The 15,906-nt window shown below is 63.6% G+C and carries 15 protein-coding genes and 3 tRNA genes; 6 read left to right on the plus strand and 12 right to left on the minus strand.

Annotated features, from left to right (window positions below; genetic code table 11):
* The first annotated feature begins 127 nt into the window (after positions 1–127).
* On the plus strand, positions 128–613 hold the full coding sequence (locus tag LDL32_RS10215; protein WP_370636686.1) for a polymer-forming cytoskeletal protein: 486 nt from the start codon (positions 128–130) through the stop codon (positions 611–613).
* A gap of 98 nt (positions 614–711) precedes the next feature.
* Here LDL32_RS10215 and LDL32_RS10220 read toward each other — a convergent pair whose 3' ends face one another.
* Entirely contained in the window at positions 712–1,338 is a 627-nt protein-coding gene (locus LDL32_RS10220; protein WP_233066538.1) for a GcrA family cell cycle regulator, read from the minus strand.
* Positions 1,339–1,479: 141 nt separating this feature from the next.
* Positions 1,480–2,667 carry a ribonuclease D gene (rnd, locus tag LDL32_RS10225; protein ID WP_233066540.1) on the minus strand — a complete coding sequence of 396 codons (1,188 nt, stop codon included), beginning with the start codon at positions 2,665–2,667 and terminating at the stop codon, positions 1,480–1,482.
* Positions 2,668–2,805: 138 nt separating this feature from the next.
* Between rnd and queF the strand changes: the two genes are divergently transcribed.
* Positions 2,806–3,285: a preQ(1) synthase gene (gene queF / locus LDL32_RS10230; protein ID WP_233066542.1), complete on the plus strand. Its 480-nt coding sequence runs from the start codon at positions 2,806–2,808 to the stop codon at positions 3,283–3,285.
* Positions 3,286–3,508: 223 nt separating this feature from the next.
* Here the strand turns inward: queF and atpC are convergent, their stop codons facing one another.
* The 7 genes from atpC to LDL32_RS10265 form a co-directional block, all read right to left on the minus strand.
* Entirely contained in the window at positions 3,509–3,934 is a 426-nt protein-coding gene (gene atpC, locus LDL32_RS10235; RefSeq protein WP_233066545.1) for an ATP synthase F1 subunit epsilon, read from the minus strand.
* Positions 3,935–3,966: 32 nt separating this feature from the next.
* Positions 3,967–5,442: a F0F1 ATP synthase subunit beta gene (gene atpD, locus LDL32_RS10240; protein WP_233066549.1), complete on the minus strand. Its 1,476-nt coding sequence runs from the start codon at positions 5,440–5,442 to the stop codon at positions 3,967–3,969.
* 32 nt (positions 5,443–5,474) lie between these two features.
* Positions 5,475–6,356, minus strand: a complete 882-nt coding sequence (locus LDL32_RS10245; protein WP_233066552.1) for a F0F1 ATP synthase subunit gamma — start codon at positions 6,354–6,356, stop codon at positions 5,475–5,477.
* Between the two features lie 16 nt (positions 6,357–6,372).
* Positions 6,373–7,911 (minus strand): F0F1 ATP synthase subunit alpha, encoded by a 1,539-nt coding sequence (atpA, locus tag LDL32_RS10250; RefSeq protein WP_233066555.1) that lies wholly within the window; start codon positions 7,909–7,911, stop codon positions 6,373–6,375.
* Entirely contained in the window at positions 7,911–8,507 is a 597-nt protein-coding gene (locus LDL32_RS10255) for a F0F1 ATP synthase subunit delta (RefSeq protein ID WP_233068839.1), read from the minus strand. Before LDL32_RS10255 ends, atpA begins: the two co-directional genes overlap by 1 nt.
* Before the next feature lie 305 nt (positions 8,508–8,812).
* Positions 8,813–10,237, minus strand: a complete 1,425-nt coding sequence (locus LDL32_RS10260) for an MFS transporter (RefSeq protein WP_233066558.1) — start codon at positions 10,235–10,237, stop codon at positions 8,813–8,815.
* 109 nt (positions 10,238–10,346) lie between these two features.
* Positions 10,347–10,420: transfer RNA gene (locus tag LDL32_RS10265), tRNA-Gly, on the minus strand.
* A 226-nt stretch (positions 10,421–10,646) separates the two neighbouring features.
* Between LDL32_RS10265 and LDL32_RS10270 the strand changes: the two genes are divergently transcribed.
* The 3 genes from LDL32_RS10270 to nusG all read left to right on the plus strand — a co-directional run bounded on the left by LDL32_RS10270 (position 10,647) and on the right by nusG (position 11,592).
* Positions 10,647–10,723, plus strand: a tRNA-Trp gene (locus LDL32_RS10270).
* Positions 10,724–10,858: 135 nt separating this feature from the next.
* Positions 10,859–11,053, plus strand: coding sequence for a preprotein translocase subunit SecE (secE, locus tag LDL32_RS10275; protein ID WP_007397644.1), 195 nt, complete (start codon positions 10,859–10,861; stop codon positions 11,051–11,053).
* Between the two features lie 8 nt (positions 11,054–11,061).
* A complete protein-coding gene (gene nusG / locus LDL32_RS10280; protein ID WP_010508943.1) occupies positions 11,062–11,592 on the plus strand; it encodes a transcription termination/antitermination protein NusG in 531 nt (176 codons plus the stop codon).
* A 212-nt stretch (positions 11,593–11,804) separates the two neighbouring features.
* On the opposite strand, the gene LDL32_RS10285 is transcribed toward nusG, so the two are convergent.
* The 3 genes from LDL32_RS10285 to LDL32_RS10295 are packed head-to-tail and all read right to left on the minus strand — an operon-like array spanning position 11,805 to position 15,589.
* Positions 11,805–12,446, minus strand: coding sequence for a membrane integrity-associated transporter subunit PqiC (locus LDL32_RS10285; RefSeq protein ID WP_370636688.1), 642 nt, complete (start codon positions 12,444–12,446; stop codon positions 11,805–11,807).
* Positions 12,447–12,449: 3 nt separating this feature from the next.
* Positions 12,450–14,114, minus strand: a complete 1,665-nt coding sequence (locus LDL32_RS10290; protein ID WP_233066564.1) for an MlaD family protein — start codon at positions 14,112–14,114, stop codon at positions 12,450–12,452.
* Positions 14,111–15,589, minus strand: coding sequence for a paraquat-inducible protein A (locus tag LDL32_RS10295; RefSeq protein ID WP_233066566.1), 1,479 nt, complete (start codon positions 15,587–15,589; stop codon positions 14,111–14,113). The genes LDL32_RS10290 and LDL32_RS10295 overlap by 4 nt, the downstream gene beginning before the upstream one ends.
* 95 nt (positions 15,590–15,684) lie before the next feature.
* Here LDL32_RS10295 and LDL32_RS10300 point away from each other — a divergent pair.
* A tRNA-Thr gene (locus tag LDL32_RS10300) sits at positions 15,685–15,759 on the plus strand.
* The last annotated feature ends 147 nt before the right edge of the window (positions 15,760–15,906 follow it).

Below are 15,906 nucleotides of genomic sequence, written 5' to 3' on the forward strand. Positions count from 1 at the left end.
ACGACGCAAGCCAGCAGCAACCCAGCCACCTGCTCCCACTCCGCCCCCCGCACAGCAGCCGGGCCGTCCGGCAGCGGCCGGTGGCGCTTCCCCTTCCCCCATCCCTGCCAGCAAGGAAAATGCATCCATGGCCCGTCCCCCTTTCCCGCCCACGCCTTCTCCCGCTCCGGGCGGCGCACCACGCCCCGGCGCGCCCGCGGCCGCCGCAACCAAGAAGGAAAATGACCGCCGGACGCTGGTTGTCGGTCGTGGCATCAGCGTACAGGGCACCATTCAGGATGCCGAGCGTCTGGTCGTGGAGGGAACGGTCGAGTCCTCGCTGATCAACGCATCCGAACTGCAGATTGCACAGGGTGGCGTGTTCAAGGGCGAAGTCGAGGTCGAGGATGCGGAACTGGCCGGCACCATTGATGGCACGCTTACGGTCCGCGGCAGCCTGACCATCCGCTCCACCGGGCGGCTGCTGGGCAAGGCCAAGTGCCGCCGCCTGAAGGTGGAAGATGGCGGGCAGGTCACCGGCCAGCTGGAAATGATCACCACCCCTGCCCCTGCGGCTCCGGCAGCCCCTGCGGCACAGCCGACACCCGCTGCCCCGCGCCCGGCTGCGGGCTGAACGGGTCTGGTCCGCCCGCCTGCCGGGCGGATACACAAAACGCCAGTGGCAGCAATGCCCTGGCGTTTTTTAATGCGTGAACGGTACGGACGTAGGGCTCAGGCCACGTTGTCACGCCGGTCGCGCAGTTTGACATAGGCAAGCTGGGCATGTTCCGCACAATACGGTTTGCCCGGCAGCGGCGTGGCCCCGCAGAAATGGAAGCCCGGCGTGCCGGGATCACCCAGCGGCCAGCAGCAGGACTGGCTGCTGCGCCGCCGTGGCTCGCTGACCGGGCGCAGTGCGGCCGCAGCCGCGCGCGTGGCGCGCGCCGACGGGCGGGGGGCACGGGGCTCGGCCTGGGGTTCCGGCTCGGCTGCCACCGGGGCAGCCGCCCCGGGCTGGGGGGCCTGCGGCGGCACGGGGGCGGCAGTCACCTGTGGGGGCCGGGGTGTCTCCGCCACGGCAGGTGCCGGTGTGGGCACTGCGGGTGCCGTTTCCGCCTTCGGGGCGGCAGGGGCGGCCTGTGCCGTTCCGGTTGTCGTGTCAGCCGCGGGGGCCGGGGCCGCCGTCTTGGCTGCCCTGCGGATGGGCGACGGACGCGGCTTCAGGCCAAGGCGATGCGCCTTGCCTACAACAGCGTTCTTGGTAACAGACAGTTGGCGGCCGATTTCAGCGGTCGATAAACCCTGCTGCCATAGATCACGCAGGCGCGCGATCGTCTCCTCGGTCCATTCCATCGCCATCGTTCAGCACTCCTTACGCGGAATGGGGGGAAATTAGGCGTATCCCCTATCCGGCTCAACTCCCAATACACAGAATCTTGTGGACAGTTCTGCGCATAACCTGTTTGCAACCCCGGTAAAACGCACCAGCCCGACGCGGGATCAATCGTGGATCAGCTTTACCTTTCCACCCTCTACCCCCATGACCAGACGCCCTGCCTTGAGTTCGCGCGCCAGTCTGCCAAATACTTCGTTACGCCAGCCGTGAAAGGCAGGGATATCCGCCGCGTCATCCAGGGCAAAACGGTCCAGGTCATCGGATGAGGCCACCAGTTTCGGGGCCACGCGATGCGTCTCGCAACAGGTCGCCAGCAGCACCTTGAGCAGGGCAATCAGCGCGGGCGATGGGCGTTGCGCATCCTTTGAACGCCCCTTGGGCAAACGCGGCAGGTCCGTCTCCGGTATCGCCATGGCCCCGGTCACGGTTTCCAGCAGGGACTGACCGCTGCGTCCCTCGGCAAAGCCGCGCGAGACACCACGCACACGGGCAAGGGCCTCGATGGTGGCGGGCATGGTCGCCGCGATCTCCATCAGGCTTTCATCCTTGAGCAGACGCTGGCGCGGTACATTGACACGCTGTGCCTCGCCTTCCCGCCAGGCCACGATGGCGCGCAGGATACCCAGCATCCGGCGGTTATTGGTGCGCGGACGCATTTTTTCCCACAATGTCAGCGGGTCAGGGCGGAAGGTTGCGGGGTTGTTGAGCACATCCAGTTCCGCCGCAACCCAGTCCATGCGGCCTTCGTGCTCCAGCTGGGCCAGCAGCCTTTCATAAACCAGGCGCAGATACGTGACATCCGCCGCCGCATACCCGATCTGGGCCGGGGAAAGCGGACGCGCCGACCAGTCGGAGAAGCGATGCGACTTGTCGATCTGCGCGCCAAGCAGGGATGAGACAAGGTTGTCATACCCGACCTGATCGCCATATCCCGCCACCATGGCCGCGACCTGCGTATCGAACAGGGAGGCGGGCAGGCGGTCGAACAGGTGCAGGAAGATTTCCAGATCCTGCCGCGCGGCATGGAAGACCTTGACCACGTCCGCGTCATCCAGCAGGCCACCAAGGGAGGACAGGTCGATACCCGGCGCGATCGTGTCGATCACCACCACATCGTCTTTTCCGGCAAGCTGGACAAGACAGAGTTCCGGCCAGTACGTGCGTTCACGTACGAACTCGGTATCGATCGTGACAAACGGTTCAAGGCGCAGCCGCGCGGTTACAGCCTCAAGCTCCGCTGTGGTGGTCACCATGACGGGGGCGGGAAATTCGGGTCGGGATACACGTGCCATGGCGTGCAGTTATCATGCCTGCCCCCTGTTGCGAAAGCGGGGAAAACCGCATGCCGCCTTCCTGCATTTCCATTGACGGTGGCATGATCCATCCTGCATGAGCCATGCACCCCTATCCCACTGTCGACGGATGACCCGATGAGCACCCGCCCCACGCCTGATGATGGCAGCCAGTACCTGACACAGCTTGGCCAGAATACCGCCCAGCCCGCCAGCCCGGAAGACGCCCGGCTGGAGCGCGTGCCTGCCCCTGATCGCGGGCGGAACTATATCGTGCGCTTTACCGCGCCGGAGTTCACGTCACTCTGCCCCGTAACCGGCCAGCCGGATTTCGCGCATATCGTGATCGACTACATTCCCGATGAGTGGATCGTGGAAAGCAAGTCCCTGAAGCTGTTCCTGACCAGCTTCCGCAATCATGGCGCATTTCACGAAAAATGTTCCATGCAGATCGCGACCACGCTGGTTGACCTGCTCCAGCCGGTCTGGCTGCGGATCGGGGCCTACTGGTACCCCCGCGGGGGCATGCCGATCGATGTATTCTGGCAGACCGGCACCCCGCCCGATGGGGTCTGGATCCCGTCACAGGATGTGCCCGGCTATCGCGGCCGCGGCTAGGAGAGAAGCTTGCCAATCAACATGTTGGTAAAGGTATGAACGTCATCAGGGCGCCGTCTTTCTTCGGAAAGGCGGCATTCTTCGCAGCTTTCTGAAAAAAGCTTCATCAAAGACTTCTTTACGATTTAACAAGCCGTAAAAACAGAAAAGCGCCCGGACAGGGCGCTTTCTGCTGGACGGATGCCTGCTGCCCCATTCCCGTACGGGCATGAGGCAGGACACTTCAGATCGTCGAAATCGGCACGGCAGACTGCGCTGCCTCGATTTCGGCACGGGCCGACTGGATCTTGCCCATGAGGATATCAAGTGCCGGGACATTCATCTTGTCCGCGGCCTCATAGGATTTTTCCAGACCTTCCAGCCGGGCTTCCGCATCATCAACGGACAGATCCTCAACCCGCAGGGCCCGATCGGCCAGGATGGTGCAGTGGCTGGGCGCCATGTCGGCAAAGCCGCCCGCCACGAAGAAACGGCTGGTCACCGCCGCCCCTTCATAAACATCCACCACACCACCGCGCAGCATCAGCATCAGCGGCGCATGGTCCGGCATTGCCGCGATATCACCTTCCGACCCCGGCATGACGACCATATCGGCGTCATGCGCGAACATGACCTTCTCCGGACTGACAATCTTGACCTTAATGGACATGGTCTACCTTCCTTGCGTCAGTGGGTCGGGGTTCAGGCCGATTCCTTCATTTTCTCGGCCTTGGCCACCGCTTCCTCGATCGCACCGACCATATAGAAGGCACCTTCGGGCAGGTCATCATACTCACCCGCCACGATCGCCTTGAACGAACGGACCGTATCTTCCAGCGCGACCAGCTTGCCCGGCGCACCCGTGAACACTTCGGCCACATGGAACGGCTGGGACAGGAAGCGCTGGATGCGACGCGCGCGGGCCACGATCTGCTTGTCGTCTTCCGACAGCTCATCCATGCCAAGGATGGCAATGATGTCCTGCAGGGACTTGTAGGTCTGCAGGATGCGCTGCACGTCGCGGGCCACCTGGTAGTGCTCGTCACCCACGATCTTGGGGTCAAGCGAGCGCGAGGTGGAGTCCAGCGGGTCAACGGCGGGGTAGATGCCCATTTCCGCGATGGAACGGTTCAGCACCGTGGTCGCGTCCAGATGGGCGAAGGTTGCGGCAGGCGCTGGATCGGTCAGGTCATCGGCGGGAACGTACACGGCCTGAACCGACGTGATCGAACCCTTCTTGGTCGAGGTGATGCGCTCCTGCAGGGCGCCCATTTCCGTCGCCAGCGTGGGCTGGTAGCCCACGGCGGAAGGAATACGGCCCAGCAGCGCGGACACTTCGGCACCAGCCTGCGTGAAGCGGAAAATGTTGTCGACGAAGAACAGCACGTCCTGGCCTTCGACATCACGGAAGTATTCCGCAACCGTCACACCGGACAGGGCGACACGGGCACGTGCACCCGGCGGCTCGTTCATCTGGCCATAGACCAGCGCCACCTTGGAACCTTCGGTCGAGTCGCCATTCAGCTTGATGACATTCGCGTCCTGCATTTCATAATACAGGTCGTTCCCTTCACGGGTACGCTCGCCCACACCGGCGAAGACCGACACGCCGCCATGCGCCTTGGCGATGTTGTTGATCAGTTCCTGGATGATGACGGTCTTGCCCACGCCGGCACCACCGAACAGACCGACCTTGCCACCCTTGAGGTACGGGCACAGCAGGTCCACCACCTTGATGCCCGTAGGCAGGATTTCGGTCGCGGCGGCCTGCTCGTCAAAGGCCGGGGCGGCGCGGTGGATGGGGGAACGGCCAGCAGCCTGCACCGGGCCACGGTCATCGATCGGCTCGCCGATGACGTTGAGGATGCGGCCAAGCGTGCCCGGACCGACCGGCACGGTGATCTGGGAGCCGGTGGCGGTCACGTCCGCGCCACGGGTCAGGCCATCGGTGGTATCCATGGCAATGCAGCGGACTTCATGTTCGCCGATTTCCTGCGCCACTTCCAGCACCAAGGTCTGGCCGTTGAGCTGGACATGCAGCGCTTCGAGGATATGCGGCAGCGTACCCTCGAACTGCACGTCAACAACGGCGCCGCGGACCTGCGTCACACGACCAACGACATTGCTTTTCTGCGCCTGCGTGGAGACAGGAGCCTCTTGAGTTGTGGTTTCCGACATGGGACAGCTCCTGTGAGCGTGAAGATCGATCCTCAGACAGCCTGGGCGCCCGAGATGATCTCGATCAGTTCATTGGTAATATTGGTCTGACGCGTACGGTTGTAGGTCAGTGTCAGGCGATCAATGGCCTTGCCTGCGTTACGGGTCGCGTTGTCCATCGCCGTCATGCGCGCGCCGTTTTCACCTGCTGCCGTCTCCAGCATGGTGGCGTAGATCTGCACCTGCAGGTTGCGCGGCAGCAGGCTGGTCAGCAGCGTGCCTTCATCCGGCTCGAACTCGTAGGCCGCGACATCTCCGTTCTCCGCGTTGTCGTTTTCCGGCAGGGCCAGCGGCACAAGCTGCATTTCCGTTGGCGTCTGGGTCATGACGTTGCGGAACTGGTTATACACCAGCGTGCAGACGTCAAATTCGCCTTTTTCCAGCAGGGCCGTGATCTGCTCACCCAGCTCCGTCGCGGCGGAAAAGGGAATTTCCTTGCCTGCGGCCAGATGGCGGTGATCGATGATCAGGTCGGAAAAATCACGCGACAGGAATTCGTACGTCTTGCGCCCGACCGGCAGGATCTTGACGGTCTTGCCTTCCGCCTGAAGCCTGAGCACCAGGTTGCGGGTCGTACGGTTGATGTTGGAGTTGAATGCCCCGGCCAGACCACGGTCGCTGGACATCGGGACAATCAGGTGCACCCTGTCCTGCCCCGTTCCGGTCAGCAGTGCGGGCTGCCCGCCCTGGCCTGCCACGCTACGGCCCACTTCGGCCAGCATGCGGCGCATTGCGTCAGCATAGGGGCGTGCGGCCGCCGCGCGGGCTTCCGCCCGACGCAGCTTTGCCGCCGCGACCATTTTCATCGCGCTGGTGATCTTTCGCGTCGACTTGACGCTGCCGATCCGTGCGCGCAGTTCCTTCAGGGAAGCCATGGTTGCCCGATCTTCCTCAGTTGGCGAACTGACGGCCGAACGTCGTCAGGAAATCATTCAGGCGGCTTTCGATATCCTTGGTCAGCTGGCGCTGGGTACGGATCGATTCCAGAATGTCCTTGCCCGATGTGCGGACGTCATCCAGCAGGCGCTTTTCGTAGGTTGTGACCTTGTCGACCGGAATGGCGTCGATATAGCCACGCGTCCCGGCGAACAGCACCACGACCTGCTCCTCGACCGACAGCGGCGAGGTCTCGGGCTGCTTGAGCAGCTCGACCAGACGCGCGCCGCGTGCCAGCTGCTTCTGCGTTGCCGGGTCCAGATCAGACGCGAACTGCGAGAAGGCCGCCATTTCACGATACTGCGCCAGTTCCAGCTTGATCTTGCCGGCAACCTGCTTCATCGCCTTGATCTGGGCCGCGGAACCAACACGCGACACCGAACCACCGACATTCACCGCCGGGCGGATGCCACGGTAGAACAGGTCGGTTTCCAGGAAGACCTGACCATCGGTGATGGAGATCACGTTGGTCGGGATGTAGGCGGAGACGTCACCGGCCTGCGTCTCGATCACCGGCAGGGCGGTCAGCGAACCCGCGCCGAACTTGTCGGACATCTTGGCCGCGCGTTCCAGCAGGCGGGAATGCAGGTAGAACACGTCACCCGGATAGGCTTCACGCCCTGGCGGACGGCGCAGCAGCAGTGACATCTGGCGGTAGGCGACGGCCTGCTTGGACAGGTCATCATACACGATCAGGGCATGCATGCCGTTATCGCGGAAATACTCACCCATGGAGCACGCGGCGTAGGGCGCCAGGTACTGCATCGGCGCCGGGTCGGACGCGGTGGCCGCCACGACGATGGAGTATTCCATCGCGCCGGTTTCCTCCAGCGTGCGCACCAGCTGCGCCACGGTCGAGCGCTTCTGCCCGATGGCGACATAGATGCAGTAGAGCGACTTGCTCTCGTCCCCCAGGGCGTTGACGTTCTTCTGGTTGACGATGGTGTCGATCAGGATCGCGGTCTTGCCGGTCTGGCGGTCACCGATGATCAGCTCACGCTGGCCACGCCCGATGGGCACGAGTGCGTCGATCGCCTTGATGCCGGTCTGCATCGGCTCGCTCACGGACTGGCGCGGCATGATGCCGGGCGCCTTGACTTCCGCACGCTTGGTGATCACGTCACCAACCAGCGGGCCCTTGCCATCGATCGGGTTGCCGAGACCATCGACCACGCGGCCGAGCAGGGCCTTGCCGGTGGGCACTTCGACCACCTTGCCGGTGCGGGCGACCGTATCGCCCTCACGCATGGCGCTGTCATCACCGAAAATGACGACACCGACGTTGTCATTTTCAAGGTTCAGCGCCATGCCCTTCTGGCCACTGGCGGGGAAGTCCAGCATTTCGCCGGCTTCGACGTTCTGCAGGCCGTAGACGCGCGCGATGCCGTCACCAACGGACAGGATGGTGCCTGTCTCGGCAACGTCAGCCGCCTTGTCGAACGTAGCGATCTGCTGCTTGAGGATATCCGAAATCTCGGAGGGGCGGATTTCCATCACGCGGCTCCCTTCATGGCATGGTGCAGGCGGGTAAGGCGGGATCTGAGGCTGGTATCATACAGGCGGGCGCCAATGCGCACGACCAGACCGCCCAGCAGGGCCGCGTCAACACGCTCCTGGATATTGACTTTGGAATAGCCGGCCTCGGTAAGGCGGCTGCGAAGCTGGACACGCTGCAGGTCGGTCAGGGGATGGGCGGATACGACATCCGCCACGACTTCCCCGCGCCTTGCCGCAGCGATAGCCGCCAGCGCGGCAAGAATTTCACGCAGGCGCGGAAGACGGCGGTTATCCGCCACCACACCAGCAAAATCACGCATGAGGGGGCTGAACCCTTCTGCATCCAGCACGGCTGCGACACCGCGACGGCTGTCACGGATATCGAGTGTCCGGTCCGTCAGGACGGTGCGCAGGTCGGCACTGCCGTCAATCATCGCGGCAAGGCGCGATGCTTCTTCCAGAACTGGGTCAAGCTGCTGGCGTTCAGCCGCAAGCTCGTAGAGCGCCGTCGCATAACGACCGGGAAGGCCATTGGCAATGGAGGCGATCGGTATTGAGGTCGTTCCACCCGAATCCACTGTCCGCTTTTCCAATCCAGAATCTTGGTTCAAACACAAGCCGCCTGCCCGGAAACGCCTGGGTCCCGTGCGCTGCTGGCGCGGCTCTAGCACGCAGCGCAGGCGCACGCAACAGACCAGACTGCCCGCGCCACCATCCGGCGCCACCGGGCCACCGGCACTTTCCCGTGCATGCGCACGCCCCGCTACGGGTTGGCGGGATCATACATGCCCACCACTGTTTCGGAAACAGCAAAGCGGCGATTTTACAGCACGCCCGCGCAACGGACTGAACGGTTTGGATGGAAATAGATATGCGCATAACGCATATCTGGAAAGCGTCACCTTGAATCCAGCAGTACCGCCACGTCCCGCGCGGTTTTGCGGGCATGGATTCCGGTCGAAACCAGTCCGAGCACCGCAATCACAATGGCGGCGACAGCCATGCACCACCACACCACATGCGTGGCCTGCGGAAAGTCCCGCCACTGCACCCCGCCCGCATGCACGCTGCCCGCACTCAGCGCACCACCCAGCGCAATACCCAGCAGCGCGCCCACCTGCCTGCTGGTGGAGGCAATGGCCGCGGCCACCCCCGCCTGCGCACGCGGCATGCCGGAAATGGCGGAATTGGTAATGGGTGCGTTGCACATGCCAAACCCGCACCCGCACAGCGCGTAGGAAACCAGCAGCAGCGCAAAGGGCGTCGTCTCGCCCAGCCCGGTCAGCAGCAGCGCGCCCAGCCCGAATCCGCCAGCCGCGAGCAGAAGCGGCAGCCGCGCGCCGTACCGCCCCGTGATCCGGCCGGAAAGCGGGGCGCACAGCATGCTGCCAAAGGCGAAGGGCAGCGTGCACAATCCCGCCTGCAGCGCGGGCAGGCCCCGCACGTCCTGCAGGTAAAGCGTGTTGAGAAACAGGAACGCGCTGAAAATGGCGAAGGCCAGCACCGCAATCATGATCGCGCCCGAAAAGGGCCATGCCCGGAAGAACCGCAGGTCGATCAGCGGGGTGGTCGTGCGCTGCTCCACCAGGACAAACCCCGCGACGGACAGCAGCCCGAAACCCAGGAAGCCTGAAATGGTGGGGGATGCCCAGCCGTAATTATGCGCCTCGATCAGGCCCGATGTCATCATGACCAGCGCCACGATGGCCAGAAGCTGACCCGGCGCGTCAATCCCGCGCCGTGTCCCGCCATGGGATTCGGGCACGAAACGCACCGTCAGTCCGGCCGCCACCAGCCCGATGGGCACATTGACCCAGAATACCGCCTGCCAGCCCGCCCAGTGCACCAGCACGCCCCCCACGACCGGCCCCAGCGCCAGCGCCACGCCGGAGGTGGCGCCCCATATGCCGATGGCCTGCGCCCGGGCCCGCGGCTCGACATATACGCTGCTCAGGATCGACAGTGCCACGGGATTGAGCATGGACCCGCCTATGCCCTGCACGGCGCGGGCGAACACCAGCATCTCCACGCTGCGCGCTAGCCCGCACATGGCCGACCCACAGCAGAACAGGCCGATGCCCAGCAGGAACATGCGCCGCCGCCCGAACCGGTCGGCCAGCGAGCCGACAAGCAGCATGAGGCTGGCCACCATGAGGGTATAGGCATCCACCACCCATTGCAGGGTGGAAAAACTGCCATGCATGTCTGCACGGATGGAGGGAAGTACGACGTTGACCACCGTCACGTCCATCACAACCAGCAGCAGGCTGAGGCAGCACGTACCCAGCACGATGCGCGGATGGATGGTTGCGGAAGCATTCATGGCCATGGACGGTCACCCCTACCCTTGCAGCACGGCCCCTTGATCCGGGACCCGTGGCGGTTCCAGCAGCGAATGGCCGGAACAGATGCTTGATTTTTCAGGGGCTGTATGGAGCGGGCGAAGGGAATCGAACCCTCCTCAGAAGCTTGGAAGGCTACTGCATTACCACTATGCTACGCCCGCCCATAAGGTAGCCCGAGCTATACCTTTTCCGCCCCGCATCTTGCAAGCCCATAAACCGGAAGCACCCGCAAAGGGATAAAACTTTTGGTTTTTATGCCCTGCCCCCTTGACTTTCGACGCCAGTCATACTTTTTTCCGCTTCCTGTGCCGGGTTCGCATGAATGACCCGAAGCGGCGCGGCCTTACCGCCATGCCACATGTTTCGGGCCTTAGCAGGCGGCTTTGCAGGGGTGTAGCTCAATTGGCTAGAGCGCCGGTCTCCAAAACCGGAGGTTGCGGGTTCGAGACCCTCCACCCCTGCCATTCTACCGGTCGGGCATTACCCTTCCGGCCTGGCACCCGATGGGTCGGGCCACAATGGTCCGCACCGGTTCTTAGGCCCCGCACTGGCTGGAGCAGTCCGGTTGGTGCGCCGTGGCGTTGCAGGAAGGGTATTTCGTGTCGGTCAGTCCCGCGAAATTTGTTGAAGACGTACGTGCCGAGGCAAGGAAAGTCACCTGGCCCACGCGACGCGCCACCCTGATGACAACGGGTGCGGTGCTGGCCATGGCCGGTCTCGCATCGGTTTTCTTTTTCCTCGTCGACGAGGTGATCGGCCTTGCCGTACGGAAACTCTTCGGACTGGGAGGCTGAGTTCAGCCATGGCCAAGCGGTGGTATGTGATCCACGTCTATTCGGGCTTCGAGAAGAAGATAGCCCAGCACATCACGGAACAGGCCGCCCAGAAGGGTCTGGCCGACCATTTCGGTGAAATCCTTGTTCCATCGGAAGAAGTGACGGAAGTGCGCCGGGGCCAGAAGGTCAATTCCGAGCGCAAGTTCTTCCCCGGTTACGTGCTGGTCAACATGGAACTGACCGACGAGGCCTGGCACCTGGTCAAGGACACCCCCAAGGTCACCGGCTTCCTGGGCAGCAAGACGCGCCCCTCGCCCATCCCCAAGGTCGAGGCCGAGCGGATCATGAAGCAGGCGCAGGAAGGCGTGGAACGCGTCCGTCCGTCCGTCACCTTCGAGATCGGCGAGCAGATCCGTGTGGCGGATGGCCCCTTTACCTCCTTCAACGGCACGATCGAGGAAGTGGACGAAGAACGGGGCCGCCTGAAGGTCAGCGTTTCCATCTTCGGCCGCTCCACCCCGGTGGATCTGGAATACAATCAGGTGGAGAAGGTCTGAGCCTTCCCCTCCCTGAAAGAAGGCGCCTCCGGGCGCCTTTTTTATTGTCCGGCCATTTTTTCCGCTGCCGGCATGCGCCCGAATGGCGCACAACACGTAATCGATAAAAATAATGAACGTTTTTGGGGTGCCACCTTGTTTCAGAAAGGCGGCAGTCTTCGAAGCTTTTTGAAAAAAGCTTCGCCAGAAACTTCTTTATGATTTCAGGTGTTTTACCGGCGGACCGGCGCGGGCGGCAGCGCCTGCAGCCTTTCCGCCGCCATGTCCGCCACCTGCCCTGTCAACTGGCTCAATGCCGCGACCATGGCGCGCGTGCCGCTATCGGTGGGGGTGGCGCTGAGCGCAAGCGGTACGGATAGCGCATGCTCGACATCCCCCGCCCTGTGCACCGACAGGCTGCCGCCCAGATGCACGACCCCACTGGCATCACGGGCGAAGCGGGTAATCTCCACCTCCACAAAACCCTGTGCCGGCACGGTTGTCGCATCGTTCTGGGCAAAGACGCTGCGGCCGGGCAGGCGCTGCTGCAGGTCGGTGGCCAGCACGTGGCCCAGCATGGGGGCCAGTGGTTCACTCCATGCCGCACCCGCCAGCGGGGTCAGGCTGTAGTCATCCTGCGTGCCGACAATGTTCTGCCGGTCCAGCGAAGGCGGCACGCCGGGCGTGCGGACCTCGATCACCGTGGGCACCTGCGTGCCGATGACCGTCTGCTGCGTGCTGGCGATGGGGGCCAGGGAATACAGCGTCGGGTCGGATGAACCGCAGCCTGCCAGCGCGAGCAGCCCTGCCGCCGCTGCACATGCGGCCATCCGTGACGGTCTGGAAGGTGTGAAAGGCCGGAAGGGGCGTTGCATGTCTTATCGTCCCGTAATCAGTGCGGAGGGATGGTGGGTCAGGAAATCCGACAGGAAGCGTAGCGAACGCGCGGCATCATTCAGCTGCTGCATCATCTGCTGCAGGTTGCGCTGAAAGTCCGTATCCCCGCCATAGCTGGACAGCACGGAGTTGGCATTCTTGAGTGTTTTGTCCATGCCATTGAGCAGTTGCGGCATTTCGGAGCGCGCGTCATGCGATATGACCTGCAGGTTCTGCAGCGAACTGCGCAGCGCGGTCAGCGCCTGCTTGGTATCGGGGCTGTTGATCCGGGCATCGGCATGGGCCAGAAGGCTGTTCAGGTTCTCGCCCATCTGGGTCAGCGGCATCGCGGCGATCTTGTCGCTTACGACAGACAGCGAATCCATGATCCCGGCCATGCCACCCGCCTGCCCCGGCAGGACCATGGCATCGCCTTCCATTTCCACCTGCGCCGGCCTGGCGTTCTTGACGAAGGTCAGCCCGATCTCGGATTCGCCGGTTAGCATGCTGGTGCTCTGCACCGAAGCCCGCAGCCCGTCCGCCACCTGCGTGCGCAGCAGTCCGGCCAGTGCCTCGGGCGAGACCTGCTGGTTGTCCAGCACACGCTCGGGCTGGAGTTCCATCGCCACGCGCACATGCGCCCTGCCCGAAGCCGGGTCCACCTGCAGGCGTACATCATCGATCATGCCGACCTGGATGCCGAACATGGTCAGCCTGCCGCCCTTGGTCAGGCCGGAGACGGAACTGGTGATGTAGGTGACAAGCGGGATCCGCTCACGGTAGCCCGCGCTGTTGGCTTCCTCCGCGCTGTCATAAAGCTGGAAGGTGGTCTCCGGCCCGGCGGTGGCGGGCAGGGTATTCTTCTCGTTGCGCGCATCGGGCGGGTCGAACGCCACGCCCCCGGACAGCAGTGCCTGCAGGGACTGCAGCTTGACCTTCAGCCCGCCCGCGCCAAGTCCCACCTGCACGCCCGACACGTTCCAGAAACGCGTCGTGGTGCGCAGGTAGTGATCGTACGGTGCCTGCACGAAGATCTGCACCCTGATCGGCCCGCGCCCTTCGGGGGGCATGGTGTAGCCCAGCACTTCGCCCACCACCACGTCACGGAAGAAGATCGGCGCCCCCTGCCCCAGTGAGCCGAGGGACTGGGTGATGAGCGTATAGGTATGCCCCGGCTGGTCGGAACGCACGCCCGGCGGGGATTCAAGCCCCTTGAAGCGGGTGGTGTAGTGGCCGCCGGGTTCACCCGCATCCATGGCGATATACGCACCCGACATGACGGTTTCCAGCCCGGTCACACTCGCGCCATTGATGCGCGGGCGCACGACCCAGAAGCGGGCATGGTCCGTCAGCATCCGGCCGGCCGCCGAGGTCATGCGCACGCGGACTTCCACATGGTGGAAATCATCGCTCAGCCGGATGGAATCGACCGTGCCGAGCGAGACGGCCTTGTTCTTGACCTCAGTCTGCCCACTGGTCAGGCCATCGGCGGTATCGAAGGTGATGACGATCAGCGGCCCACGGCCGGTTATTCCTTTCCAGCCCAGGTAGCCCGCAATCAGCAGGGCCACGATCGGCACAAGCCAGACCACCGAAAAACGGTATTTCCGCGCACGGGCCTGTGGCACCGCACCGTGCGGATCATTGGATGGAAAATCGTCATTCACGCCTGATCTGGCTCCATGCGGGCTGGCGCAATACCAGCCGGGGGAAGGGAAGAAGTCGCATCACGCCCGGCGCGCGCGCGCAGCACGGCGGGCGGCAGGCCATCGGTTACCGGGCCATTGCGCCCCGCCGCATCCCACATGATGCGCGGGTCAAAGCTCCATGCCGCCAGCAGGGTCAGCACAACCACGGCGGCAAACGCCACCATGCCCGCATTGGCGGTGACACTGGCCATGGCGTTGAAGCGCACGACCGCCACAAGGATTGAAATCATGAACACGTCGATCATCGACCACCGGCCCACCATGTCCACCAGCCTGAACAGCCGCGTGCGGGCTACCAGATGGCCACGCGCGCCGCGCCAGGTCTGGCCGATCATCCACCCCAGGCTGAGGATCTTGAGCATGGGCACGGTAATGGAGGCGAAGAACACCAGCAGCGAGAGTGGGATCATGCCGTCCTGCCACAGTTCAATCGCGCCTTCGATAATGGTGTGACCGCCACCGCCGCCCATGCGCAGGAAGGTCATGACCGGATAGAGATTGGCGGGAATGTAGAACACGATGGCCGCGATCAGGAAGGCGGTGGTGCGGGTAAGCGACTGCGGCAGGCGGCGCCACACCCTGTGCTCGCAGCGCGGGCAGATGCCGACGCAGTGCATGTTGGAGACCGGCCGCGCCAGTTCCCCCACCAGCCCGCAGGACGTACAGGCCACCAGATGGTCCACCGGCGGCAGCCCGGTCTCGTCAACATGGGCGTAATCCACCACTACCGTCTGGCCGTTTTCGGTGCGGGTGACCCGGTCGATCCGGCGGTGGCGCCAGATCATTTCGGTATCCAGTGTCGAATCGGTGGCCGCCATGGTCAGCATCAGCGCGCCGATCAGGTAGACGGCAGGCCCCACATCCACATGCGCCATGTCGGTCAGCTTGGTGTAGGCCACGAATATGCCAAGGATATAGACCTCGACCATCGACCACGGCCGCAGCTTGTCGTACCACACCAGCACGCGCGGCGCCCAGTCGGGCAGGCGTGCGCAGGAAGCCGCGTACAGGATGGCGAACATGAACCCGATCGCCACCGCGGGCGCCAGCACCGTGACCGCGCCGACCAGGATGCCCGCCTCCCCCCAGCCTTCATGCATGAGTTCCATCGGTCCGGTCAGCAGGTCCACCGTGCGCTGCCGGCCATAGACATCCAGCGTCATGAGGGATGAGGCAAGGGCGGCAAGATAGAACGCGGCGGAACTTATGCAGAAGGCCAGCGGTGTCGCCAGCGGGGCGGTGCGCCGCCTGCGTGCCAGCTTCTGCCCGCAACGCGTGCAGGTGGCCTGCTGCCCTGCCTCCAGTTCCGGCACGCGCTGGTAGAGCCCGCAGCCGGGACATTCCGACAGGCCGCCAATGATGCGCACATGCGGGACGTGGCCCAGCCCCGCGTCATCGCAGCGCAGCCGGTTGGTGGGGGGTGACATGCTCATACCGCGCCCAGCATATAGACCAAATTAAAATGGGGAATGCCGCATTTGAGATATTGCATCATGCCAGCCCATCGTTTATCAGACCCCACAGGTTTGCCGACATAGCTCAGGGGTAGAGCAACTGATTCGTAATCAGTAGGCCCTCGGTTCAATTCCGAGTGTCGGCACCACCTCAACTTCTTGAAATTCCGTTGTTTTCTGCTCCTGCCTGTCATGGCAGGGATGGACAGGCATGCCCGTAATGTATCGCGTGGGACAACAGTGGGATAACATGATCCCCGCATGTGACATTATGTTACCCCTGCCCCGGCAGCCGG

The sequence above is a fragment of the Komagataeibacter sp. FNDCF1 genome (assembly GCF_021295335.1).
Taxonomy (GTDB): Bacteria; Pseudomonadota; Alphaproteobacteria; order Acetobacterales; family Acetobacteraceae; genus Komagataeibacter.

Bases quoted from the DNA above. Each gene is read 5' to 3' on its own strand.
- LDL32_RS10215 (WP_370636686.1), top strand. From the start codon at position 128: ATGGCCCGTCCCCCTTTCCCGCCCACGCCTTCTCCCGCTCCGGGCGGC.
- LDL32_RS10220 (WP_233066538.1), bottom strand. From the start codon at position 1,338: ATGGCGATGGAATGGACCGAGGAGACGATCGCGCGCCTGCGTGATCTA.
- rnd (WP_233066540.1), bottom strand. From the start codon at position 2,667: ATGGCACGTGTATCCCGACCCGAATTTCCCGCCCCCGTCATGGTGACC.
- queF (WP_233066542.1), top strand. From the start codon at position 2,806: ATGAGCACCCGCCCCACGCCTGATGATGGCAGCCAGTACCTGACACAG.
- atpC (WP_233066545.1), bottom strand. From the start codon at position 3,934: ATGTCCATTAAGGTCAAGATTGTCAGTCCGGAGAAGGTCATGTTCGCG.
- atpD (WP_233066549.1), bottom strand. From the start codon at position 5,442: ATGTCGGAAACCACAACTCAAGAGGCTCCTGTCTCCACGCAGGCGCAG.
- LDL32_RS10245 (WP_233066552.1), bottom strand. From the start codon at position 6,356: ATGGCTTCCCTGAAGGAACTGCGCGCACGGATCGGCAGCGTCAAGTCG.
- atpA (WP_233066555.1), bottom strand. From the start codon at position 7,911: ATGGAAATCCGCCCCTCCGAGATTTCGGATATCCTCAAGCAGCAGATC.
- LDL32_RS10260 (WP_233066558.1), bottom strand. From the start codon at position 10,237: ATGAATGCTTCCGCAACCATCCATCCGCGCATCGTGCTGGGTACGTGC.
- nusG (WP_010508943.1), top strand. From the start codon at position 11,062: ATGGCCAAGCGGTGGTATGTGATCCACGTCTATTCGGGCTTCGAGAAG.
- LDL32_RS10285 (WP_370636688.1), bottom strand. From the start codon at position 12,446: ATGCAACGCCCCTTCCGGCCTTTCACACCTTCCAGACCGTCACGGATG.
- LDL32_RS10295 (WP_233066566.1), bottom strand. From the start codon at position 15,589: ATGAGCATGTCACCCCCCACCAACCGGCTGCGCTGCGATGACGCGGGG.